Annotated in this window: 18 protein-coding genes; 11 read left to right on the top strand and 7 right to left on the bottom strand. The window is 67.3% G+C overall.

All coding sequences use genetic code 11. The features are described from left to right. Positions 1–98 precede the first annotated feature (98 nt). The 3 genes from ASF87_RS12830 to ASF87_RS12840 are packed head-to-tail and all read left to right on the top strand — an operon-like array spanning position 99 to position 1,798. Positions 99–575 carry a carboxymuconolactone decarboxylase family protein gene (locus tag ASF87_RS12830; RefSeq protein WP_056376526.1) on the top strand — a complete coding sequence of 159 codons (477 nt, stop codon included), beginning with the start codon at positions 99–101 and terminating at the stop codon, positions 573–575. Beyond that, entirely contained in the window at positions 572–1,294 is a 723-nt protein-coding gene (locus tag ASF87_RS12835; RefSeq protein WP_056376527.1) for a tyrosine-protein phosphatase, read from the top strand. Before ASF87_RS12830 ends, ASF87_RS12835 begins: the two co-directional genes overlap by 4 nt. Before the next feature lie 33 nt (positions 1,295–1,327). Beyond that, the gene (locus tag ASF87_RS12840; protein WP_042541887.1) at positions 1,328–1,798 is read left to right on the top strand and encodes an SIP domain-containing protein; all 471 of its coding nucleotides are present in this window, start codon (positions 1,328–1,330) and stop codon (positions 1,796–1,798) included. 164 nt (positions 1,799–1,962) lie between these two features. Here ASF87_RS12840 and ASF87_RS12845 read toward each other — a convergent pair whose 3' ends face one another. The 4 genes from ASF87_RS12845 to ASF87_RS12860 all read right to left on the bottom strand — a co-directional run bounded on the left by ASF87_RS12845 (position 1,963) and on the right by ASF87_RS12860 (position 6,124). Continuing rightward, positions 1,963–2,409, bottom strand: coding sequence for a hypothetical protein (locus ASF87_RS12845; RefSeq protein WP_042541886.1), 447 nt, complete (start codon positions 2,407–2,409; stop codon positions 1,963–1,965). Beyond that, positions 2,406–3,209: an arginase family protein gene (locus ASF87_RS12850; protein WP_056376528.1), complete on the bottom strand. Its 804-nt coding sequence runs from the start codon at positions 3,207–3,209 to the stop codon at positions 2,406–2,408. The genes ASF87_RS12845 and ASF87_RS12850 overlap by 4 nt, the downstream gene beginning before the upstream one ends. Before the next feature lie 67 nt (positions 3,210–3,276). Then, positions 3,277–4,020, bottom strand: coding sequence for a PspA/IM30 family protein (locus ASF87_RS12855; protein WP_042541884.1), 744 nt, complete (start codon positions 4,018–4,020; stop codon positions 3,277–3,279). Positions 4,021–4,075: 55 nt separating this feature from the next. Beyond that, positions 4,076–6,124 (bottom strand): TPM domain-containing protein, encoded by a 2,049-nt coding sequence (locus ASF87_RS12860; RefSeq protein ID WP_056376529.1) that lies wholly within the window; start codon positions 6,122–6,124, stop codon positions 4,076–4,078. A 122-nt stretch (positions 6,125–6,246) separates the two neighbouring features. On the opposite strand from ASF87_RS12860, the gene ASF87_RS12865 reads away from it, so the two are divergent. From ASF87_RS12865 to ASF87_RS12885, 5 genes are all read left to right on the top strand, one after another. Continuing rightward, on the top strand, positions 6,247–7,086 hold the full coding sequence (locus tag ASF87_RS12865; protein ID WP_042541882.1) for a DUF3097 domain-containing protein: 840 nt from the start codon (positions 6,247–6,249) through the stop codon (positions 7,084–7,086). A gap of 43 nt (positions 7,087–7,129) precedes the next feature. Beyond that, a complete protein-coding gene (gene trmB / locus ASF87_RS12870; RefSeq protein WP_056376996.1) occupies positions 7,130–7,855 on the top strand; it encodes a tRNA (guanosine(46)-N7)-methyltransferase TrmB in 726 nt (241 codons plus the stop codon). Then, positions 7,852–8,745, top strand: coding sequence for a CPBP family intramembrane glutamic endopeptidase (locus ASF87_RS12875; protein ID WP_056376530.1), 894 nt, complete (start codon positions 7,852–7,854; stop codon positions 8,743–8,745). The genes trmB and ASF87_RS12875 overlap by 4 nt, the downstream gene beginning before the upstream one ends. 29 nt (positions 8,746–8,774) lie before the next feature. Next, positions 8,775–9,167 carry a DUF1304 domain-containing protein gene (locus ASF87_RS12880; protein ID WP_056376531.1) on the top strand — a complete coding sequence of 131 codons (393 nt, stop codon included), beginning with the start codon at positions 8,775–8,777 and terminating at the stop codon, positions 9,165–9,167. A 62-nt stretch (positions 9,168–9,229) separates the two neighbouring features. After that, complete coding sequence (locus ASF87_RS12885; RefSeq protein ID WP_056376532.1) at positions 9,230–10,306, top strand: DNA polymerase IV; 1,077 nt, start codon at positions 9,230–9,232, stop codon at positions 10,304–10,306. A gap of 20 nt (positions 10,307–10,326) precedes the next feature. On the opposite strand, the gene ASF87_RS12890 is transcribed toward ASF87_RS12885, so the two are convergent. From ASF87_RS12890 to ASF87_RS12900, 3 genes are all read right to left on the bottom strand, one after another. Next, positions 10,327–10,728, bottom strand: coding sequence for a RidA family protein (locus tag ASF87_RS12890; RefSeq protein ID WP_042541878.1), 402 nt, complete (start codon positions 10,726–10,728; stop codon positions 10,327–10,329). Positions 10,729–10,811: 83 nt separating this feature from the next. Continuing rightward, the gene (locus ASF87_RS12895; RefSeq protein ID WP_082508912.1) at positions 10,812–13,454 is read right to left on the bottom strand and encodes a X2-like carbohydrate binding domain-containing protein; all 2,643 of its coding nucleotides are present in this window, start codon (positions 13,452–13,454) and stop codon (positions 10,812–10,814) included. Between the two features lie 56 nt (positions 13,455–13,510). Beyond that, entirely contained in the window at positions 13,511–15,715 is a 2,205-nt protein-coding gene (locus ASF87_RS12900) for an alpha-galactosidase (protein ID WP_056376533.1), read from the bottom strand. A 164-nt stretch (positions 15,716–15,879) separates the two neighbouring features. Here ASF87_RS12900 and ASF87_RS12905 point away from each other — a divergent pair, with 164 nt between their 5' ends. From ASF87_RS12905 to ASF87_RS12915, 3 genes are all read left to right on the top strand, one after another. Further along, positions 15,880–16,854: an ABC transporter permease gene (locus ASF87_RS12905; RefSeq protein WP_082508913.1), complete on the top strand. Its 975-nt coding sequence runs from the start codon at positions 15,880–15,882 to the stop codon at positions 16,852–16,854. After that, positions 16,851–17,834, top strand: a complete 984-nt coding sequence (locus tag ASF87_RS12910) for a carbohydrate ABC transporter permease (protein WP_235558959.1) — start codon at positions 16,851–16,853, stop codon at positions 17,832–17,834. The genes ASF87_RS12905 and ASF87_RS12910 overlap by 4 nt, the downstream gene beginning before the upstream one ends. A 65-nt stretch (positions 17,835–17,899) precedes the next feature. After that, positions 17,900–19,528 carry an extracellular solute-binding protein gene (locus tag ASF87_RS12915; RefSeq protein ID WP_056376534.1) on the top strand — a complete coding sequence of 543 codons (1,629 nt, stop codon included), beginning with the start codon at positions 17,900–17,902 and terminating at the stop codon, positions 19,526–19,528. Positions 19,529–19,602: the final 74 nt, after the last annotated feature.

Consider the following 19,602-nt stretch of genomic DNA (forward strand, 5'->3'; position numbering starts at 1 on the left):
ATAGCGCAAGCTGGATGCGGACGACTGCTGTCATTCTGCATTTGCCTGGGTGGAAAGCGACTCGCCGGGACGATTGCGCAACGGAATATCATTGAGGCATGAGCGAGACGCGAGTGCACCTCTCCAAGACCGAGCCAGCGGCCTATCAGGCCCTCGACGCCTTCGCCCGTACGGTCGGTGACATCTGTGCAGCGAACGGCATCGACGATCGGCTCAAGGAGATCGTGATGATCCACTCCTCGCAGCTGAACGGATGCAGCTACTGCACGCGCCTGCACGTCGACAGGGCCCTCAAGGCCGGCCTCGACACGGACACGCTGATGCAGATCGCGACCTGGCGTGAGAGCGACGTCTTCAGCGACCGGGAGGAGGCCGCGCTCGAGCTCGCGGAGGCTTTCACGTTCATCTCCGAAGAGGGCATCTCCGACGAGGTCTACGACCGCGTCGGAGGAGTCTTCACCGAGAAGGAGTACGCGGCACTGAGCTGGGCGTGCGTCTCGATCAACGCCTTCAACCGGGTCGTCATCGCCGGACGATACCCCGTCCCGCCCCGCGCCCCACAGGCGCAGGCATGAGCGTCCTCGACATCGACGGCGTCAACAACTTCCGCGACGTCGGCGGACTGCCCGCAGACGGCGGGCGGATCCGTTCGGGGATGCTGCTGCGGTCGGGCCAGCTCTCCGCCGCCACCACGGCGGGCGTGAACGAGGTTCGTCGTCGTGTCGCGCACATCGTCGACCTCCGCGACGGCGAAGAGGTCGCCGCGGAGCCGACCGAGATCGAAGGGCCGGACACCACCCACCTTCCACTCTTCCTCGGATCCGTGCGTTCGTTCTTCGAGACCGATACGAGCCTGGAAGACCTCTATCTTCATCTCCTCGAGGAGAGCGGAGAGCGGCTCGTCGCCGCCATCCGTATCATCGCCGCGGGCGAGCCGACCCTGGTCCACTGCACGGTGGGCAAGGATCGCACCGGGGTGACGGTGGCCCTGGCGCTCGCCGCGGTGGGCGCCGACCGAGAGGCGATCATCGAGGACTATGCACTCACGGAGTCGCTGCTGCCGGCCGAGCGGTCGCATCGCATCGCCGCGTACCTGAGGTCGCAGCATCCGCAGGCGGTGCACGCGGTCGCGTTGGCCACGCAGTCGCCTGCGCCCGTAATGAGGGCGCTGCTCGAGCAGGTCGACGAGCGGTGGGGCTCGGCCGCCGGCTATCTCCGTGCGAACGGCATGACGGATCAGGAGCTCGAGGCTCTTCGGGCGGCGCTCGTGGAAGAAGTAACTGAGCAAGGTTAGGCAACCCTTCGCGTCCTGTATGATGGATGCATCATGGAGACCTTCCTCGAGACCCGCAGCACGCGTGCCGAGCGCCGCGCCGCACGTCGTCGCGCTCACCACCTGGTGACCGCCGACGAGCATTCGCTCGCCGAACTCGAGGTCTTCCTCACGACTCTGCCGCTGTGCGCATCGGGCCGGATCTTCATCGAGGTCGCCGACGCATCGGACATCGGCGTGATCGACGCTCCCGGACGCATGACCGTCACCTGGCTCGCTCGAGCCCAGCGATCGGGAGCACCCGGAACCGGACGGGCCTGCGCGCCCGGACAGGCGCTCGCGCGAGCAACCTGCGCCTGGGCTGACGAGATGCTCTGCGACGACGAGCTCGAGACCCACATCACCCTTCTCGGCGGCTACCTCGGCACGGCCGACATCGTCGAGCACCTGACCGGCACCCTCGACATCCAGCCCGCTCAGATCTACGCCCCCGAACGGTTCGGACTTCTTCCCGTCGACCGCTGAGGGCTCCGCCCGTCTACGGCTGAGGGCTCTGCCCGTCTACGGCTGAGGGCTCTGCCCGTCTACGACTGAGGGCTCCGCCCGTCTACGGCTGAGGGCTCTGCCTGTGTGCAGCTGAGAGCTCTGCCCTCTACGGATCAGGGCTCTGCCCGTCTACGGCTGCCCGTCTACGGCTGAGGGCGGCTGCGGCGGACGTAGTTGCCGTCTTCGAGCCCCGCTTCGATCTCGAAGCGGTTGTGCAGGGGATCCCGGCCTGCGAAGAGATAGAGCACCGGAAGCAGGAATCCATAGCGCAGCCACTGTGCTTTGTGCACCGCCTCGTGGCGCAGCATCGCGTCGCTGGGTCGGGCGTCACCGGTGAGGAAGCAGCCGCCCACGCAGACCCCGCCGCGATTGAACGTCCAGTTCGGCATCCCTCGGAACACCCAGAGGCCTGCTCGTCGTTCCACGGGGCCCGTGCTCCACAGTGAGCCCCAGATCCAGCCGACGGCCGTGCCCCACCAGTATCCGATCCGGCTGACCGGCGAGCGGAGGAGGAACGAGGGGATTCTCCGGTCGAGTCGTCGACCGCGCGCCAAGGCGAGCTCGGCAGCGGGCCGCCAGTCAGCCGTCATGCGACCGCACCGACGAGGCGGAGCAGCGCTCCCAGGTCGTCGACCGCATCGGCGGGCGACCGGGGGGCGAATCCGGCGATGGTCGCGCCGGCCAGCGGCACACGTGATCGCAGCGCGCGGATCGCTGCGCTGAGGGCCGCAGGCGCGAGCCCGAACGGGGCAGGGGAGGAGACGCCGGCGATCTCGGCGGGGTCGAGCACGTCGACGTCGATGTGCACCCATACGCGGCGTGCGCCGGTCGCCTCGACCGCGTCGGCCAGGGCATCAGGCGAGTCGAGATCTTCGACGGAGAGCTGCGTGAGTCCGTCGAGAGCAGTGACCTCGGCATCGTCGAGATTGCGCATGCCCACCGTGACCACTCGATCGCGTGCGATTCCGGGCGCGAGCGTGAGCTGAGGTTCTCCCTCGCCCAGCACGGCTCGGAGCGCCATGCCCGAGAACGCGCCGGAGGGGGAGGTGTCGGGCGTGTGCATATCGGCATGCGCGTCGCACCACACGACTGCGAGGTCATCGGTGCCGCCGGGAAGAGCCGCCAGGGCGGCGACCGTCACGCTGCAGTCGCCGCCGATGATCACCGTGTCGGCCGTCATGCTCGCCTCGACGAGTTCTCTGGTGCGAAGAAGCGCGCTGAGGCGTCGAACGCCCGTGCCCAGGGACTCACCCGCCTCCACCGGCACATCGAGCACGGTGGTGGCTGCGCGCGGAAGGTCGCCGGCGATCGCCGAGGCGCCGTCGACGAGGAGCATCGCGCGCGGGGCAGGGGAGCCCTGCCATTGCGGGACGACGAGGAAACGCACCATGGGTGCCTCCAGCTGTGAAGAGGAGCGGGTGCCTCGGACACGAGGATCCGAGGCACCCGCAGGTGTATCAGGAGCCTTCGATGGCCTGACGAGGGGCGGAGCCGCCCGCCTTCAGCTCGGCGAGACGAGCCTCGACCTCAGTGAGCTCACCGAGGTCTTCGAGGCTCTCGAACTGCGCGTCGAGGCTGGAGGCCGCGAGTTCGATCTTGCCCTGGGCAAGGGCCTCCTGGCGGCGGACCTTGTCTTCGAAACGGCCCAGCTCGCTGGTGGGGTCGAGGACGTTGATCGACGAGACCGCGTCCTGGACCTTCGTCTGCGCCTCGGCGACCTTCGCGCGGGCGAGCAGCTCGCTGCGCTTGTTCTTGAGCTCGCCGAGCTTGTCCTTCATGCCGTTGAGGCCGGACTTGAGCTTGTCGACGATCTCGGTCTGTGCCGCGATCTGGGGCTCGGCCCCGGTCGCCTCGCGCTCGGCGCTGATCTGACGCTGAAGAGCGATCTTCGCGAGGTTGTCGAACTTGTCGGCGTCGGCCGCGTCGCCCTTGGTGCGCATCTCGTCGGCCTTGCGGCTGGCGGCGAGGGCCTTGTTGCCCCACTCGGTGGCCGCCTGGACGTCTTCTTCGTGGTCGCGCTCGAGCAGGCGCAGGTTGCCGATGGTCTCTGCGATGGCCGACTCCGCATCGGCGATGCTGTTCGTGTAGTCGCGAACCAGCTGGTCGATCATCTTCTGCGGGTCTTCCGCAGAGTCCAGGAGGGAGTTGATGTTCGCGCGGACGAGGGTCGAGATACGTCCGAAGATGGACTGCTTGGTCATGCGTGGTTCCTTTCAGAGGGTCGGACTCGATGTCTGGGGTCGATGTGTGTGCGGTTCAGAAGCGTCGCCCTCCCGAACGGCCGCTGCGGCCACTGGAGCGGCTGCCGCCGCCTCCGCCGAAACCGGAGCTGCGGAAACCGCCGCCTCCGCTGGAGCGCCAGCTGCTGCTGCGGGAGGAGCCACCGCCGCCCCCACCACCGGAGAGCAGACCGCCGATGATGCCGCCGAGGATGTCGCCGCCGAGGCCGGAGCCGCCGGAACCGGATCCGCCGAAGATGCTGCCGCCTCCGCCGCCCCAGCTGTCGTTCTGGTACCGGCTCGGATTCATCGCCTCGACGTCGGCCTGCGCGGACGACGTGGCCTGACGGACGAGATCGAGCGAGCGACCGGCTTCGGTGAGCGCCGCCACGGGGTCGGTCGCGCGCAGGTTCAGTGCCTGGGTGAGGGAGGCCTCGGCCTGCGACAGCCGGGTGCGTGCGGTCGACCCGACCGTGCCGCGGCGCGTCTCGATGTAGTCACGGGTCGCGCGGATCTCGGAGCCGGCCTGGGTCAGCGTCTGCTCGAGCATCTGCTGCGCTCGGCGGGTACGCTCCGCCGCTTGTGTGCCCTGGGCGATCGCGGCATCGATCTGCGTGTTCGCGGCAGTGAGGGCGTCGAGCACCCGCCGGGGGTCGCGTGAGGCTCCGGCGAGGCCGGTCTGGGCCAGCTGCAGCTGGCGGACGGTCGCCGTGGCGACCGAGGCGATCGCTCCGTCAGGGTCTGGCAGCTGCTGCGCGGCGGCGACGTCTGCCTGCAGCTCGGTCACCAGGGCCTGCGCCTGCGCTTCGATGTCCGTCAGCTCGGAGCCGAGCGCGGTGATCGCCTGAACCAGCTGAGCCGCCTGTGCGACGGACTGCTCGGCCGTGCGGATCGCGAAGGCGGCCTCGCCCGACCTTCCCGCGGCGATCGCCTGTGCTGCGGCTTCGATCGAACGGTCTGCGAGCAGCGCGCGCTCCTGGGCCTGCGCCGGGTTGTCTGCGACGGTCGACAGAGCCGTCGAGTCGTAGGTGTCGGCGAGGGCCGAGAGAGCAGCAGCCGCGCCGTCGAGGAGAGGCTGGAGCGCTGCCCTCTCACCCTTCACTCGCTCGAGCTCCTGCGGTGCATTCTGCTCGAGCTTGCGAAGGGCGTCGAACGCCTCGGTGTTCTCGTCGAGAACATCGTCGATCTCGTCACAGATCTGGATGATGCGGATGTGCCACGCGCGACGATCGTGGACGGTGTCCTCGATCTCGTCGTCGAGCTTCTGCTTGAGATCGAAGGCCTCCGACATCTTGGCCTTGGCGGTCTCGACTGCGCCGGTGAACGCCGAGGTGGCCGCTTCGCCGAACTGTGCGACGGCGAAGCCGAGCTCTTCCCGGCTCGAGGTGATCGCATCGTCGGCCTGCACGAGGGCAGCACCTGCCTGCGTCTGCACCTGCTCGTCGGTCAGAGTCGAGAACGGATCGTTCGGATCGGGCTTCTCCGGCATGGCCCCGCGCCTGCGGATCTCGGCGTTCCTCCGCGAGCGGCGTACGAGCGCGATGACGAGCCACACGACGAGGCCGAGTGCGATGACAGCGACCACGATCAGGGTGGCTCGCAGAGCGCCCGCCCCGCCGTCACCCTCGATCTCGTCGGCAGCGAGGACGATCATGCCCTCCCAGTCCTCCTGTGCGGCCAGGCCCTGGATCTTGTCTTCGACATCGTCGAGCTTGCTGTCGCTGAGCGGACCGTCGGGGGCGGCCGAGATGTAGTAGCTGCGTCCATCCACCGCGATGGCGAGAAGATTCTGCTCGGAGCCGAGGTTGTTGCTCTCTGCGACGGTGTCGGCCCAGGCGACGTTGTCGGACGGCGAGGTGAAGTCGTCGACGAGGACGACGAAGAGGTCGGAAGAGGAGTTGTCGCTGAGCGTCTGGAGTCGCGCCTCGACAGCATCCTCTTCGCTCGCGCTGAGGACGTCGGCGTCGTCGGTCACGTACCCCGAGTCGAGAGTGACCGGATCGGTCGCAGACGCGGCCGAGGCGGAGAACGCCCCTGCGGCCGCTGCCGCGGTCAGCGCGGCCAGCGCGAGCCACCGTGTCTTCATCGTGTTCCCTCCGACCGGCAGCCGAGCCCCATGGCACGAGTCTATGCACTGAGACCGACACGCGACAGCTTCCGAGCGGGGATAGCCGTTCGCCCTCAGCGGAGACACATACGCTGGATGGCATGGACGACAGGTATGGATCTGATGTGCTCGCGGCCGGCTGGCGGGAGCGCGCAGCGAAGCCGGTTCCTCAGGTTGCCGCCGAGCTCGATCTCGTCGTCGAGGTCGCACAGGACGGATTCTGCGGAGCGGTCACGCGGGTGCAGGGCGGCAACGTCGAGCTCGAAGACCGAGTCGGGCGCAAGCGACTCTTCCCCCTGGGCGGCGGGTTCCTGATCGACGGATCGCCTGTGCGCCTCACCGTCCCCGCAGCGAAGGAGCAGGGACTCCGGCGCACGGCATCCGGATCCTTCGTGGCCGCCGACCAGCGAGCCAGGGTCGCACTGCCCAGCCGCATCCTGGTGGAGGGCAAGCACGACGCCGAGCTCGTCGAGAAGGTGTGGGGCGCAGATCTGCGGGTCGAGGGCGTGGTCGTCGAGTTCCTGCAGGGAGTCGATCTGCTCGATGAGCTGCTCGCCGCCGAGCCGCCGACCGCCTCCCGGCGCTACGGGGTGCTCGTCGACCATCTCGTGCCGGGGTCGAAGGAGTCGCGCGTCGCCGATGCGGTCGCGCGCGGACCGCATGGAAAACACGTACGCATCGTCGGCCATCCGTTCGTCGACGTCTGGCAGTGCGTCACCCCGCGGGCTCTCGGAATCGCGAAGTGGCCGGAGATCCCCCGGGGGACGGACTGGAAGACCGGGATCTGTCGTGCGTTCGGCTGGCCATACGAGACGCAGGGCGACACCGGTCGGGCCTGGCAGCACATCCTGTCGAAGGTGCACACGTATCGCGATCTCGAGCCCGCGCTCCTCGGCCGGGTCGAAGAGCTGATCGACTTCGTCACTGCGCCCGCGCCCTGATCCGCGGTCTGTGGCGTCGATCGCCGCCGACTACCCTGGAAGCATGCCCGAACCCGGAACCTTCCGCGACGAACCGGTCTCCTTCGTGCGCCGCAGCGGCCGGATGTCCGACGCGCAGGAACGCGCGTTCGAAGAGCTCGGACCGCACTACCTCCTGGACGTCCCTCGTGATGTCGCGTGGACCTCGGTGCACCCTGAAGCGAGGCTCGACCCGACCGTCGAATACGGGCGGACGGCCGATCTGTACGTCGAGATCGGATCCGGCCAGGGGCACGCCATCGTCGCTGCGGCGTCGTCGCGCCCCGATGACGACTTCCTCGCCGTCGAGGTCTTTCGCGCCGGGCTGGCGAGGACGATGCTCGATGCCGACCGCGAGGGCGCACGCAACGTGCGTGTGGTCGAGGCGAATGCGCCGGAGGTGCTCTCGTCTTACCTGCCCGAAGAAGCCGCAGCGGAGGTCTGGATCTTCTTCCCCGACCCGTGGCACAAGAAGAAGCACACCAAACGCCGGCTCGTCCGCCAGGGGTTCGGTGACACCGCCGCCCGCGCGCTTCGCGACGGAGGTCTCCTCCGCCTGGCGACCGACTGGGAGGACTACGCCCTCCAGATGCGCGACGTGCTCGACGACGAGCCGCTGTTCGAGCGCGCTTTCGACGGTGACTGGGCGGAGCGGTTCGACGGACGAGTCATGACGGCTTTCGAGCGCAAGGGGATCGCCAAGGGACGCGACATCCGCGATCTCGTATATCGGCGGAAGCCGCGCGCGTGATCGACATCCAGCGCACGTCGACCACCTGGCCCGCCGTCGCACCTGCGCTGCTCGTGTGCCTTGCGGCACCGGCGTTCTTCGTCGTGCAGATCGCCTGGCTCGGCTGGGCGCTGCTCGCGCTCGGCGTCGGCGCCGCCTGGCTGGTCGAACGGCGTGTGCCCTCGTCCCCGGATCAGACGGCGACCGTCGGCGCGCGGCCTGAGAGCGCTCGCGTGATCGGCGTGAGTCGTCGGCCTTCGCTCACCCGGGACCTCTCTTTGATCGCGCTCGGAATGCTCATCGTGAGCGTCATCCCGCTGGCGGCGGAGCTCGACAACCCGGCGATGCTGCGCTTCACGCTGGCGCTCGGAGGCGCGGTCGCCGTGCCGTACGTCGTCTCGCGCTTCGTCTTCCGAGATCGGGCGATCGGTTTCCCCTGGCGTGCACACCGGCGATGGGGGCGCCTGCAATGGGGCTGGCTGGTGGCGGTCCTGGTGCTCGGCTGGCTGATCCTGCCCTTCTACTTCATCACGAGCGGGGTCTATCAGAACTGGCCGGTCGTCGACTCGCCCGAGCTCATCGCGCGGCTGTTCGTCGGCGTCGGCGCAGTCGGCATCTGGGACGAGCTGTTCTTCATCTGCACCGTGTTCGCACTGCTGCGCAGACACTTTCCCGATGCCCTCGCCAACGTGCTGCAGATGATCGTGTTCGTCTCCTTCCTGTGGGAGCTCGGCTACCGCGAGTGGGGTCCGCTGCTCACGATCCCGTTCGCGCTTCTGCAGGGGTTCATCTTCATGCGGACGCACTCGCTCGCCTATGTCGTGACCGTGCATCTGCTGTTCGACGCTGTCGTCTTCGCCGTGCTCGTGCACGCGCACAACCCCGGGCTGCTGCCGATCTTCCTGATCTGACGGCACGCGAGGGTCGATACCATCGAGTCATGCTCATCGTCGGACTCGTCCTCGCCGCGGCCGCTGCCGCCTTCCACGTCTTCATCTTCGCGCTCGAATCGCTCAAGTGGACCGAACCCGAGACGAGGAGGATCTTCGGCGTCGCCAGCGAGGCCGACGCCGTCACGATGAAGGCCCTCGCCTTCAATCAGGGCTTCTACAACCTGTTCCTGGCGCTGACCGCGCTGCTCGGCGTCGGGTTCGTGATCATCGGCCTCACGACGATCGGGCTGACTCTGGTCTTCGCCGGCACGGGGATGATGCTCGCCGCAGCACTGGTGCTCGTGCTCTCCGACCGCACCAAGCTGCGGGCGGCCGCGATGCAGGGCACTCTGCCGCTGCTCGCCGTGATCGCGACGGCGATCGGCATCTCGATCAGCTGAGCACCGCACGCTGATCGTGTGCGAGGGGTGACTTCCCGAGTGCCACGGGCCACACTCGATGCATGAGCGACTGGGTTCTGCACGTGGACATGGACCAGTTCATCGCTGCGGTCGAGGTGCTGCGCAGACCCGAGCTCGCGGGGATTCCCCTCATAGTCGGCGGCAGGGGGGATCCCACGGAGCGAGCCGTCGTGTCGACGGCGTCGTACGAGGCGCGCGAGTTCGGCATCGGATCCGGGATGCCGTTGAGGATCGCGGCGCGCAAGGCCCCCGAGAACGCTGTCTTCCTTCCGGTGGACCACGACGCCTACGAGTCGGCGTCGACGGAGGTGATGTCGACGCTGCGCGCGCTGCCAGGGGTGGTGCTCGAGGTCATCGGCTGGGACGAGTGCTTCCTCGGCGTCACGACGGACGATCCCGAGGGGATCGCGCGCCTCGCTCAGAGCGCGGTGCTCGAGGCGACCGGGCTGCACTGCTCGGTCGGTATCGGAGACAACAAGGTGCGCGCCAAGATCGCCACCGAGTTCGGCAAGCCCCGAGGCGTGTTCCGGCTGACCGCCGACAACTGGTTCGAGGTGATGGGAGACAAGCCCACGCGGGGGCTCTGGGGTGTGGGGCCGAAGGTGCAGAAGCGACTCGCAGCCCACGGCATCACGACCGTCCGTGAGCTGGCTGAGGCCGATGAGGGCCAGCTCACCGCGGAGTTCGGTCCCCGGATGGGCGTCTGGTATCACGGTCTGGGGTCGGGTCTCGGACCTGCCGTGGTCGACAGCACCCCCTGGGTGGCACGCAGCCACAGCCGTGAGACGACCTTCCAGCAGAACCTCACGACGCCCGCGGAGGTGCGGTCGGCGCTGGTCGATCTGGCCGGGCAGGCCTTCGACGACTGCGCCTCCGAGGGGCGCGCGGTCGTCCGCGTGCACCTCAAGGTGCGTTACGCACCGTTCGAGACGAAGACCTTCGGTCGCAAGCTGTCAGAGCCGACGACCGAGCGGGCCGAGGTCGTCGATGCGGCTCTCGCTCTCGGTGACACGCTCGACCACGACCGTGAGGTGCGACTGCTCGGTGTTCGCGCCGAGATGGCCATGCCGGAGGGCGGCGACTCGGCCGAGCGGACGCCGGTGCGGGGCAGAATCTGAACAGCTGACGCCGGGTCAGGTCATTCGCGGATGACAGCGGCGATCGCGCTCACCTCGATCACTGCTCCGGGGACGCCGAGACCGGCCACCAGGGCTGCGGTCACCAGGGGAGGGGCGCCGTCGCGCGCGAGCGTGGATGCGACGGCGCCGTAGGCAGCGCGCAGATCAGCATCCTGATGGATGTAGATGGTCCAGCTGATGACGTCGTCGAGGCTCGCGCCGGCTGACTCGAGGGCGATGCGGGCGTTCTGAACCGCTCGGAGCGACTGCTCGGCGGCATCCGCCGAGACGAGCGCGCCGGTCTCGTCGACGCCGTTCTGGCCGCCGATGTGGATCGTCGTGGCCCCTGGGGGGACGACGGCGACATGACTGAATGCGGGGCTCACGACGAGTCCCGCGGGCTGTGCGAGTGTGATCTCCATGCCGCAGAGTATGCACCCGGGCGCGGACATCCGAGAGGCGCACGGTGCTGCCGGGGCGGGCGCGAGGCCCGCCCCGGCGGTGATCAGCCGACCTTCTTGACCGTGTACCGGAACACGTCCGTGCGCAGCACGTCTCCCGACGTCTTCACGATCTTGATCGTGTGCTCCTTGTCTTTCAGACCCGAGACGGAGAACAGCTCCTGGGTCGAGACGCGCGATTCGTTGTGAGTATCGATGCTCTCGACCTTCTTGTCGTCGATGTAGACGTCGACCGTGCCCTGGTCAGGGCCCTTCGGACCGATCCACGAGACGCCGGTTCCGCGGAAGCTGAATGCCACGGACGCTCCGTCAGCCACGGTGGCGTGCACGTCATCGAGGTGGTCTCCCGTGAAGTCGAAGTCCAGGGTCGTATCGCCGACGGGAAGCGTCGCAAGGTACGACGAGCGGATCGTGACCGTGCTGCCTGACAGCGTGAAGTCGACGTCGCGCTCGAGCGCATCGCCGGCGACGCTGATCGAGGCGAGCTCGCCGGGATCCCGCAGCACGTCGACGGCGACATCGGCGGGCGCGGCCTTGTTGAAGGCTCCCGAGGTCGTGCTCAGCTGGCTGTCGAGCGTGACGACCAGCTTGTCGAGGAGCATGAAGGAGCCGGACTTCTTCACCGCACGCAGGGTGTGGCTCCCGCTCGCGAGGTCGGCGACGCCGTAGACGACCTGCTGCGAGAGTCGGCCGTCCGCCGCAGGAAGCGACGTGTCCACGGTCTCCACGAGCTGACCGTCGAGGTAGATCTCGACCTCTCCCTGCGACTCGTGCTTCTCGGTGACGTATTGGATGCCGGTGCCTTGGAACGTGTACTCGAACGCCGCTCCGTTGGTCTCTGCGTAGTGCACATCGTCGCCGTGATCGCCGAGTCCTCGATTGTTGCTGTCCCCCCACGAGCCGCTGTAGCCGATGCGTGCATCGTCGTCGTTCAGCGTCACCGTGAGACCTGTGGCGGGCGGGGTGGGCGTGCCACCCCCCGGGGTGTCGGACACGGCGACGGTGAACGGCTGCGATGTCGCCGGGACTTCGTTGCCGTCGTTGCGGATCCAGTCTCCGTCGTAGCCGACGCGCAGCGAATCATCGTTCACCGTGAGCACGGCCTGCTTCGCTGGCGTCACCTTCAGCAGACGCACACCATGGATCGGCACGCTCTCGGCTGTGAAGCCGTCGGCCTCCGTGCCCAGGTTCTTGCCGGCCCAGAGGTCGCGGATCTTCGCGGATCCGTCGAGACCGATGTCAGACCAGTCGACGGTGATGTCGGCGTCTGCACGACCGAGGTTGTACAGCGCGACCGTATATGTGCCATCGGGGTTGAGTGCGTACCAGACCTGCTGCTTCGTGCCGGTCAAGACCGGTCGCGCGGGGACACCCGCCTGATTCACGGCTATGACCTCGCGATTGGTGATCAGGTCGAGGCCGAACTCGTCGAGGTTCGTGAGGTCGTTGCCGAGGTACATCGGGGCGGCAGATGTCGCCCACAGTGTCGTCGCCGTGCGCCGTTCGTCGCGGGTGAGGCCGTCCATCCTGCCGTTTCCGACATTGAGGGAGTCGAGGTCGTTCCATCCGGCGGGTCCGGCGTGGCGCCACCAGTCGGAGAGCCGCGGGAACAGACGCGCGACGTTCTCCCAGGTCGTCAGCGCCTCGTCGCCGCAATAGCACTCGACGTCCCAGTCGATGCGCCAGCCGTCGGCGTACTGCTTCCAGTAGTCGGCGTAGTTGATGTCGACCGCCCACGACAGCTCGAACCAGATGCCGTTGCGTTCGAGAGCCTCAGACCAGGCGGCCACCTCCTCGCGAGCATCCATCGAGAGGTCGCCGATGCCGGATCCGGGCGTCACGCTGTCGAACTTGATGAAGTCCACACCCCACTCGCCGAGCAGGTCGGCGATCGAGTCGATGTACTTCTGCGTGCAGGGGTTGTCGAAATCCAAGCGGTAGCCGAAGCCCCAGTAGTCGCCCTGCTGCAGGGGCTGCTTGAGCAGGTTCTCGGTGGTGCAGCCCGGCGCGTTGTGGATCGGAAGCGCCTTCTGAGCGGTCTCCAGGCTCATGCCGGGGATGAGGTACAGGCCGACCTTCTGGCCGTTGCCGTGCACGTGGTCGATCACGGCATCCAGCCCGTCGGGGAACAGCGTCGTGCTGGGTATCGGGCGTCCGTACTCGTCCTGGCCGCCGTTCCACCCTGCGTCGATGTTGATGTATTCGTAGCCGAAGTCCTGCAGCTTGTCGTGCATGGCATCGGACTGCGCCATGATCTGATCGGCGGTGATCCACTGGCCGCCCTCGTAGACCTGCATGCTGTAGCTGCTCCAGCCCATGTAGGGCTTCGCGGACAGCTCGGAGATCCCGTCGTCGGCGTCCGACGTGGCTTTCGCCGCCTCCTTCGCCGGCGGCGCCTGGGTGGAATCGGGCGAGGCCGAGGGGGCGGGCTCGGAGGATTCCGTCGGCGTCGGATCCTCCGTCGGGGGCGTGGTCTCGGGGGATTCCTCCGCCGGGGGCGGCGTCTCGGGAGAGTCCTCCGCGGGTGGTGACGGCGTGGAGACCGGGGTCGCTTCCGGCGCAGGCGTCGGGGTGGGCGTCGCCGCGGTCGCCCAGGTCGCGCCGGGGGCGAGACTCAGGACGAGTGCGGTTGCGGCGAGTGCCCCGGTGATCGAGGCCGCTCGCCTTCTCTGTCGATGGGTCTTCATTGCTTTCCTCTCGTTCGACTGCTCTGTCGTGTGGATGGGAAGGAAGAATCGGGGTGTCAGCTGTCGGTGCGCCGGATCTCGATGAGCATCGCCTGCTGCGCGTTGAGGGTCGGGAGAGGAACCCCCACAGTGCTCAGGACCACTCCCGGCACGTCGATCGCGCCCGCCAGAGCGGTGGTCACCCACACGGGGTCGCCCCCGTGCCGACTCGCGGAGCCGAGGTCCTCGCGGATCCGGACGCTGTACGCCGCGTGCGCATCGAGCCCGGGGAAGCGCACTCGACCCGACTGACCCGCCGCCGAGGTCGCGAACCTGCTCCACGTGAACAGCGCCGCGGAACCGTCTTGGGCGACTATCCCCGAGAGCGAGGTCGCCTGATCGGCGAGGTCTGCGTTCACCACGCGACCGCTGTGCAGCAGGTCGCGGAACTCCCGGTACATGCCGGCCCAGCGGGCGATGGCGGCCAGCTCGTCGTCGTCCACCGATGTGAGGTCCTGCTCGATGCCGGCGTGAGCCGTGAGCGAGGTGGCGAGACGGAACGACAGATCGGTGGTCCGCGCCGTGGTGTGCGAGCGAGCGGCCCCGAGGTGAGATCCGATCAGTTCGGGTGGCACGATCGTGCGCGTCCACCGTTCGATCTGGATCCGCTCGACCGGATCGTTGCAGTCGGATGCCCACACGCGGTCGGTGCGGTCGAGGATTCCGAGGTCGACCCGACCGCCGCCACCCGAGCACGTCTCGATCTCGAGCTCCGGGTGGCGCAGGCGGAGCTCATCGAGCAGCCGGTATAGCGCTTCGGTCTGCCGATGCACACTCGGACGATCGCCATCGGTGCCGCGACTCACCGCCTCGAGGAGGTCGCGGTTGTGGTCCCACTTGAGGTAGTCGATCGAATGCTCGCGGACCAGCGCGTCGATGCGTTCGAGAAGGTAGTCGTATGCCTCGGGCCTGGCGATGTCCAGCACGTGCTGTGATCGGGATTCGGGCCCGAACCCTTCGGCGGGCCCGAGGACCCAGTCAGGATGCGACCGGGCGAGGTCGGAGTCGAGGTTGATCATCTCGGGTTCGAACCACAGGCCGAACTGCATGCCGTGTGCGCGGACGACATCGACCAGCGGGCTGAGTCCCTGCGGCCAGACGTCCTCATCGACGAACCAGTCGCCGAGGCCGGCATCCGCCTCCCGTCGGCCGCGGAACCAGCCGTCGTCGAGGACGATGCGCTCGACGCCCACCTCTGCAGCCCTCTCGATCAGGGCAGTCAGGCGGGCGAGGTCGTGATCGAAGTAGACGGCCTCCCAGGTGTTGAGGACCAACGGGCGCGGGCCGCGCGGGTGCGAGTCCCGCGCGCGAAGCCGCCGGTGCAGTCGATCGCTGATCGCGTCGAGGCCGTCGTCTGACCAGACGAACAGGGCGGTCGGCGCGTCATAGCGCTCGCCGTCCTCGAGGATGATCTCGCCGGGGTGCAGGTCCTCGCCGGCGCCGAGGACCGAGCTGAATGCCCCGGCGCCCTCGGGAAGGCGCTCAGCGAGGTACTGCTGCTCGCCGCTCCATGCGAGGTGCACGGCCCAGATCTCGCCGTGACCGAATCCGAAGCCCTCGGTGCCGGCCGCGAAGAGGAAGGGAGAGTCATGGCCGGGCTTGCCACGGTGTGCGGACCGCAGGTGTGTTCCGAACCCGAACGGCGACCTCTGCGGAGACCGCTCACGACACCACTTGCCCGTGAAATCCAGGATCTCCGTCGCGCGTTCGGGAAGGGGAAGCAGGGCGAGGAACGCGCCGACCGTATACGCGGTGTCTCCGATCCGCGGGCTGAGTTCTGCGGCCCTGGTCAGGGAGGCGTCGACGGCGAGCACTCCGTGTGCGTCGAGGTGATACCGCAGCTCGGTGCGGATGCCGCAGACCTCGTCCTCGAACTCGAGCGCGATGCGGCCGCCGACTCCGTCTGACGGGATGACCGCGTCGTGCCGAACGAGCCGTGGTCGCGGCGTCGTCGCGCGGCCCTGCGCGTGTCCGGACAGTGCGGGTGTTCCTGACCAGCCCTCGTACTCCGTGGGCAGAGCGGAGAACGAGCGGGGGATGTCGGGGGAGTTGTTGAGCTGAGCGGGGCTGGCGGTCAGCGCGAGCGCATATGCCGTCGCCGCTGTGGACTCGCCGAGGTCTGCGCCCCAGTGCAGGACACGGGGGATGGGGACGGCGATCTGGAGAACGAATGCGACGCCTGAGGCGCGGAGTGCGACGACGGTGTCGGCACGGGAAGTCATGGGATAAGACCCTCCGGTAGTTACTTGACAACGTCAATAAATCACGTTTGCGAGGGGGGTGCAAGCGATCCGCAGAAATCTCCGCCACAAAAGTCGGCGTTTACTTTTTTCGCTGCGCGTGATTTTATTACGACGTAAAGTAACCCTGCCCTGGGAGGGCGATCATGAAGCTCAGTGCTGAGCACGCACCACCGGTCGAGGTCTCGACGCCGGCTCCTCGACGTACCGACGCACGTTCCCGGTTCGCCCGCAGTCTGCGCCGATACTGGCAGCTGTACCTGCTGCTGTTACTGCCCGTGATCTGGTTCATCGTGTTCCGGTACGTGCCGATGGCCAACGCTGTGATCGCGTTCAAGAACTACAACCCGATCGATGGGGTGTGGGGGAGCCCGTGGGTCGGGTTCGACAACTTCGCGGCCCTGTTCCGCAACCCGGTGTTCCCCAAGCTGATCGGCAACACCTTCATCCTCGCGGTATATACACTCATCGCGAGCTTCCCTCTTCCGATCATCCTCGCGATCATGCTGAACGAGGTCAGGCTGCGGTTCTTCACGCGCACCGTGCAGCTCGTGACCTACGCCCCGTACTTCATCTCGACGGTCGTGATCGTGTCGATGACGATCCTGCTGTTGTCACCGAGAGTGGGGATCCTCGGGCGCACTCTCAGCTTCTTCGGTGCGGGACAGGTCGACCTGCTGGCGAGTGCCGACTTCTTCCGCCACATCTACGTGGCGACCGACATCTGGACGACGACCGGCTACTCGGCCGTCATCTACCTCGCGGCTCTGGCCTCGGTCGACACCTCGCTCTATGAGGCCGCGAAGATCGACGGCGCCTCGCGACTGCAGAAGATCTGGTACGTCGACCTCCCCTCGCTCCTGCCCACCGCCACGATCATCCTGATCCTCGGTGTCGGCAACATCATGGCGATCGGATTCGAGAAGGCGTTCCTGTTGCAGAACGCGCTCAATCTCTCGACCTCGGAGATCATCCCGACCTACGTCTACAAGACGGGCATTCTCAATGCGAACTTCAGCCTCGGAGCCACCATCGGGCTCTTCAACGCCGTCATCAGCCTGCTGCTGCTGCTCGTCGTCAACGGCATATCCAAGCGAGTGACCGGAAGCGGGTTGTGGTGAGCACTGTGATCAGAGAACAGCCTCTCCTCACCGAGGAGATCGTCGTCTCGTCCGGCAGAGGACGCGGTCGGCGCCGGCGCGACCCCCTGACCTCCGGCGTGAAGGTCAAAGAGACCCGCGCGGATCGCGTCTTCGTGATCGCCGCCTACCTGCTGCTCACGGTCTTCCTGCTCGTCGTGCTCCTGCCCCTGCTGAACATCGTCGCCAGCTCGTTCTCGAGTCCCCAGGCGGTCTCATCCGGGCGTGTGCTGTTCTGGCCCGTCGAGTTCACGCTCCGCGGCTACACGGAGGCGCTCAACAACCCGGCGATTCTCCGAGGATTCGGCAACTCGGTGTTCTACACCGTGGCCGGCACCATCATCAGCGTCGCCGGCACCGTCGCCATCGCCTACCCGTTGTCGCGGGCCAACCTCTTCGGCCGCAAGACGCTCACCGGAGGCGTCGTGTTCACGATGCTGTTCTCGGGCGGAGTCATCCCGATGTACATCGTGGTGCAGTCGCTCGGTCTGCTCGACACGCGATGGTCGATGCTCCTCCCCAACGCGATCGGTGTCTGGCAGGTGATCATCGCGATGGTCTACTTCCGGACGTCGATCCCCGACGAGGTGTACGAGGCCGCGCAGCTGGACGGCGCGAGCGAACTGCGGATCCTCTGGACCATCGTGCTGCCGCTCGCGAAGCCTCTCCTCGCGGTCATCGCGCTGATGTACGCCATCATGCAGTGGAACTCGTACTTCGACGCCCTCCTCTACCTGCGCGACGCCGATCTGCAGCCGCTGCAGCTGGTGCTCCGAGGCATCCTCATCCTCAACGACGGCGGAGGCGGTGGCGATCTCGCTGCACAGCTCGAGCGCAGAGAGCTCGCAGACCTGCTGAAGTACTCGACCGTGATCATCGCGACGGTCCCGATGCTCATCGTCTACCCGTTCGTCGCGAAGCACTTCAGCAAGGGGATCATGGTCGGCGCCGTCAAAGGCTGATCAGACCCCACTCAGACCCACCACACACACCCGCACACCTGAACCGGTCAAAGGAGATTCCGGCAATGACACACCGCATCACACGAGGGGCGATCGCAGCGGTCACCGTCGTCGCGACGGGACTGGCGCTCGCCGCCTGCACCCCGTCGAGCGACGACAACGGCCAGCTGGTCGCATTCGGCCCACAGGGCGAGAACGGCTCGCTCAAGGACAACCTCTTCACCCAGGAGGTCGAGAAGAAGTTCGACATCGACTTCGACTGGCAGACCACCACCTACGACGGCAGCGTCGCGGGAGAGAAGCGCCAGATCTCTCTCGCCAGCGGTGACTATCCGGACGCCTACTTCCTCGTGCCGTGGGTCGACGGATTCTCACGCAACGAGATCCTCAAATACGGCCAACAGGGCGTGCTCATGCCCTTGGAGGACCTGATCGAGGAGCACGCGCCGAACCTCAAGAAGCGCTTCGAGGAGAAACCCGACTGGGAGCAGTCGGTCACCGCGCCGGACGGTCACATCTACGCCATCACCCAGTGGAGCGAGTGCTTCCACTGCAGCTACCCGTCGAAGCTCTGGATGAACACGACGTGGCTTGACGCGCTGGGACTCGAGCAGCCGACCACCACCGAGGAGCTGCGCACGGTGCTGCGTGCCTTCAAGGACGGCGACCCGAACGGCAACGGCGCGGCCGACGAGGTGCCGCTGAGCGGATCGGCGTCGGAGCCCATCATCAACTACCTGATGAACGCCTTCACCTATGCACCCGTCGGCGGGCCGTCCAGTCCGCCGCCGCTCGTGCTCGACGGCGACGAGGTCGTGCTGAACGCCACCTCGGACAGCTGGCGCGCAGGGCTCGAGTACATCACCACGCTCGCCCAGGAGGGGCTGCTCGACACGGCGGCGTTCACTCAGAACGGCGACGCGCTGAAGGCGCTCGGTGACAGTGCGGATGCGCAGATCCTCGGCTCCGCCGTCACTCTGCACCCCTACGTCTTCGTCTCGGCGGACTCGCCGGACGGTCGCGACAAGAACTACGACGCGGTGGCACCCCTCGCAGGACCGGACGGCACGCAGCTCGCCACCTGGCGATCGCCCGTGAACCCGGTGGGGACCTTCGCCCTCACGAACAAGTCGACCGAGGAGGAGCGCATCGAGGCGATCAAGCTGCTCGACTACCTCGCCACGGACGAGGGGCAGATCCGCGCGTCCATGGGGCCCGAGGGCGAGGCCTGGGTGCCGGCTGAAGAGGGCGATCTCGCGCTCGACCCGGAGCTCGAGCCGACCTTCCGTCCCGTCACCTACGACGAGACCTCCAATGCCGCGTGGCGTTCGATGTCGCAGTACTGGGACTCGCTCGAGTTCCGCAACGCGCAGGTGGTGCCTGAGGACATCTACACGCCGGACGGCTACGAGCGACGTCTGCTCTATGCGACGCAGGAGTACGAGCCGTTCGCACCCGACGAGAGCGTGCTCTTCCCGGTCGAGAAGCTGTGGCCCGACCTCGAGACCTCTGCCGAGCTCGCGGAGCTGCAGACGAACATCGCCACCTACATCACGCAGGCGCAGGCGGAGTTCGTCACCGGACAGCGCGACATCGCAGACGACGCCGCGTGGGACGCCTACGTCGCCGACATCGAGGGGCTCGGACTCGCACGCTACCTGGAGCTGCTGCAGGCGGCCTACGACGCACTCTGATCGACCATGAGGTGCGCGGGACGGATCATCCGTCTCGCGCACTTCTGCGTCTGGCCGTCGCAGGAGCGGATGCG

Origin of the sequence: Microbacterium sp. Leaf161, from assembly GCF_001423645.1 — a bacterium.
In the GTDB taxonomy this organism is placed as follows: Bacteria; Actinomycetota; Actinomycetes; order Actinomycetales; family Microbacteriaceae; genus Microbacterium; species Microbacterium forte.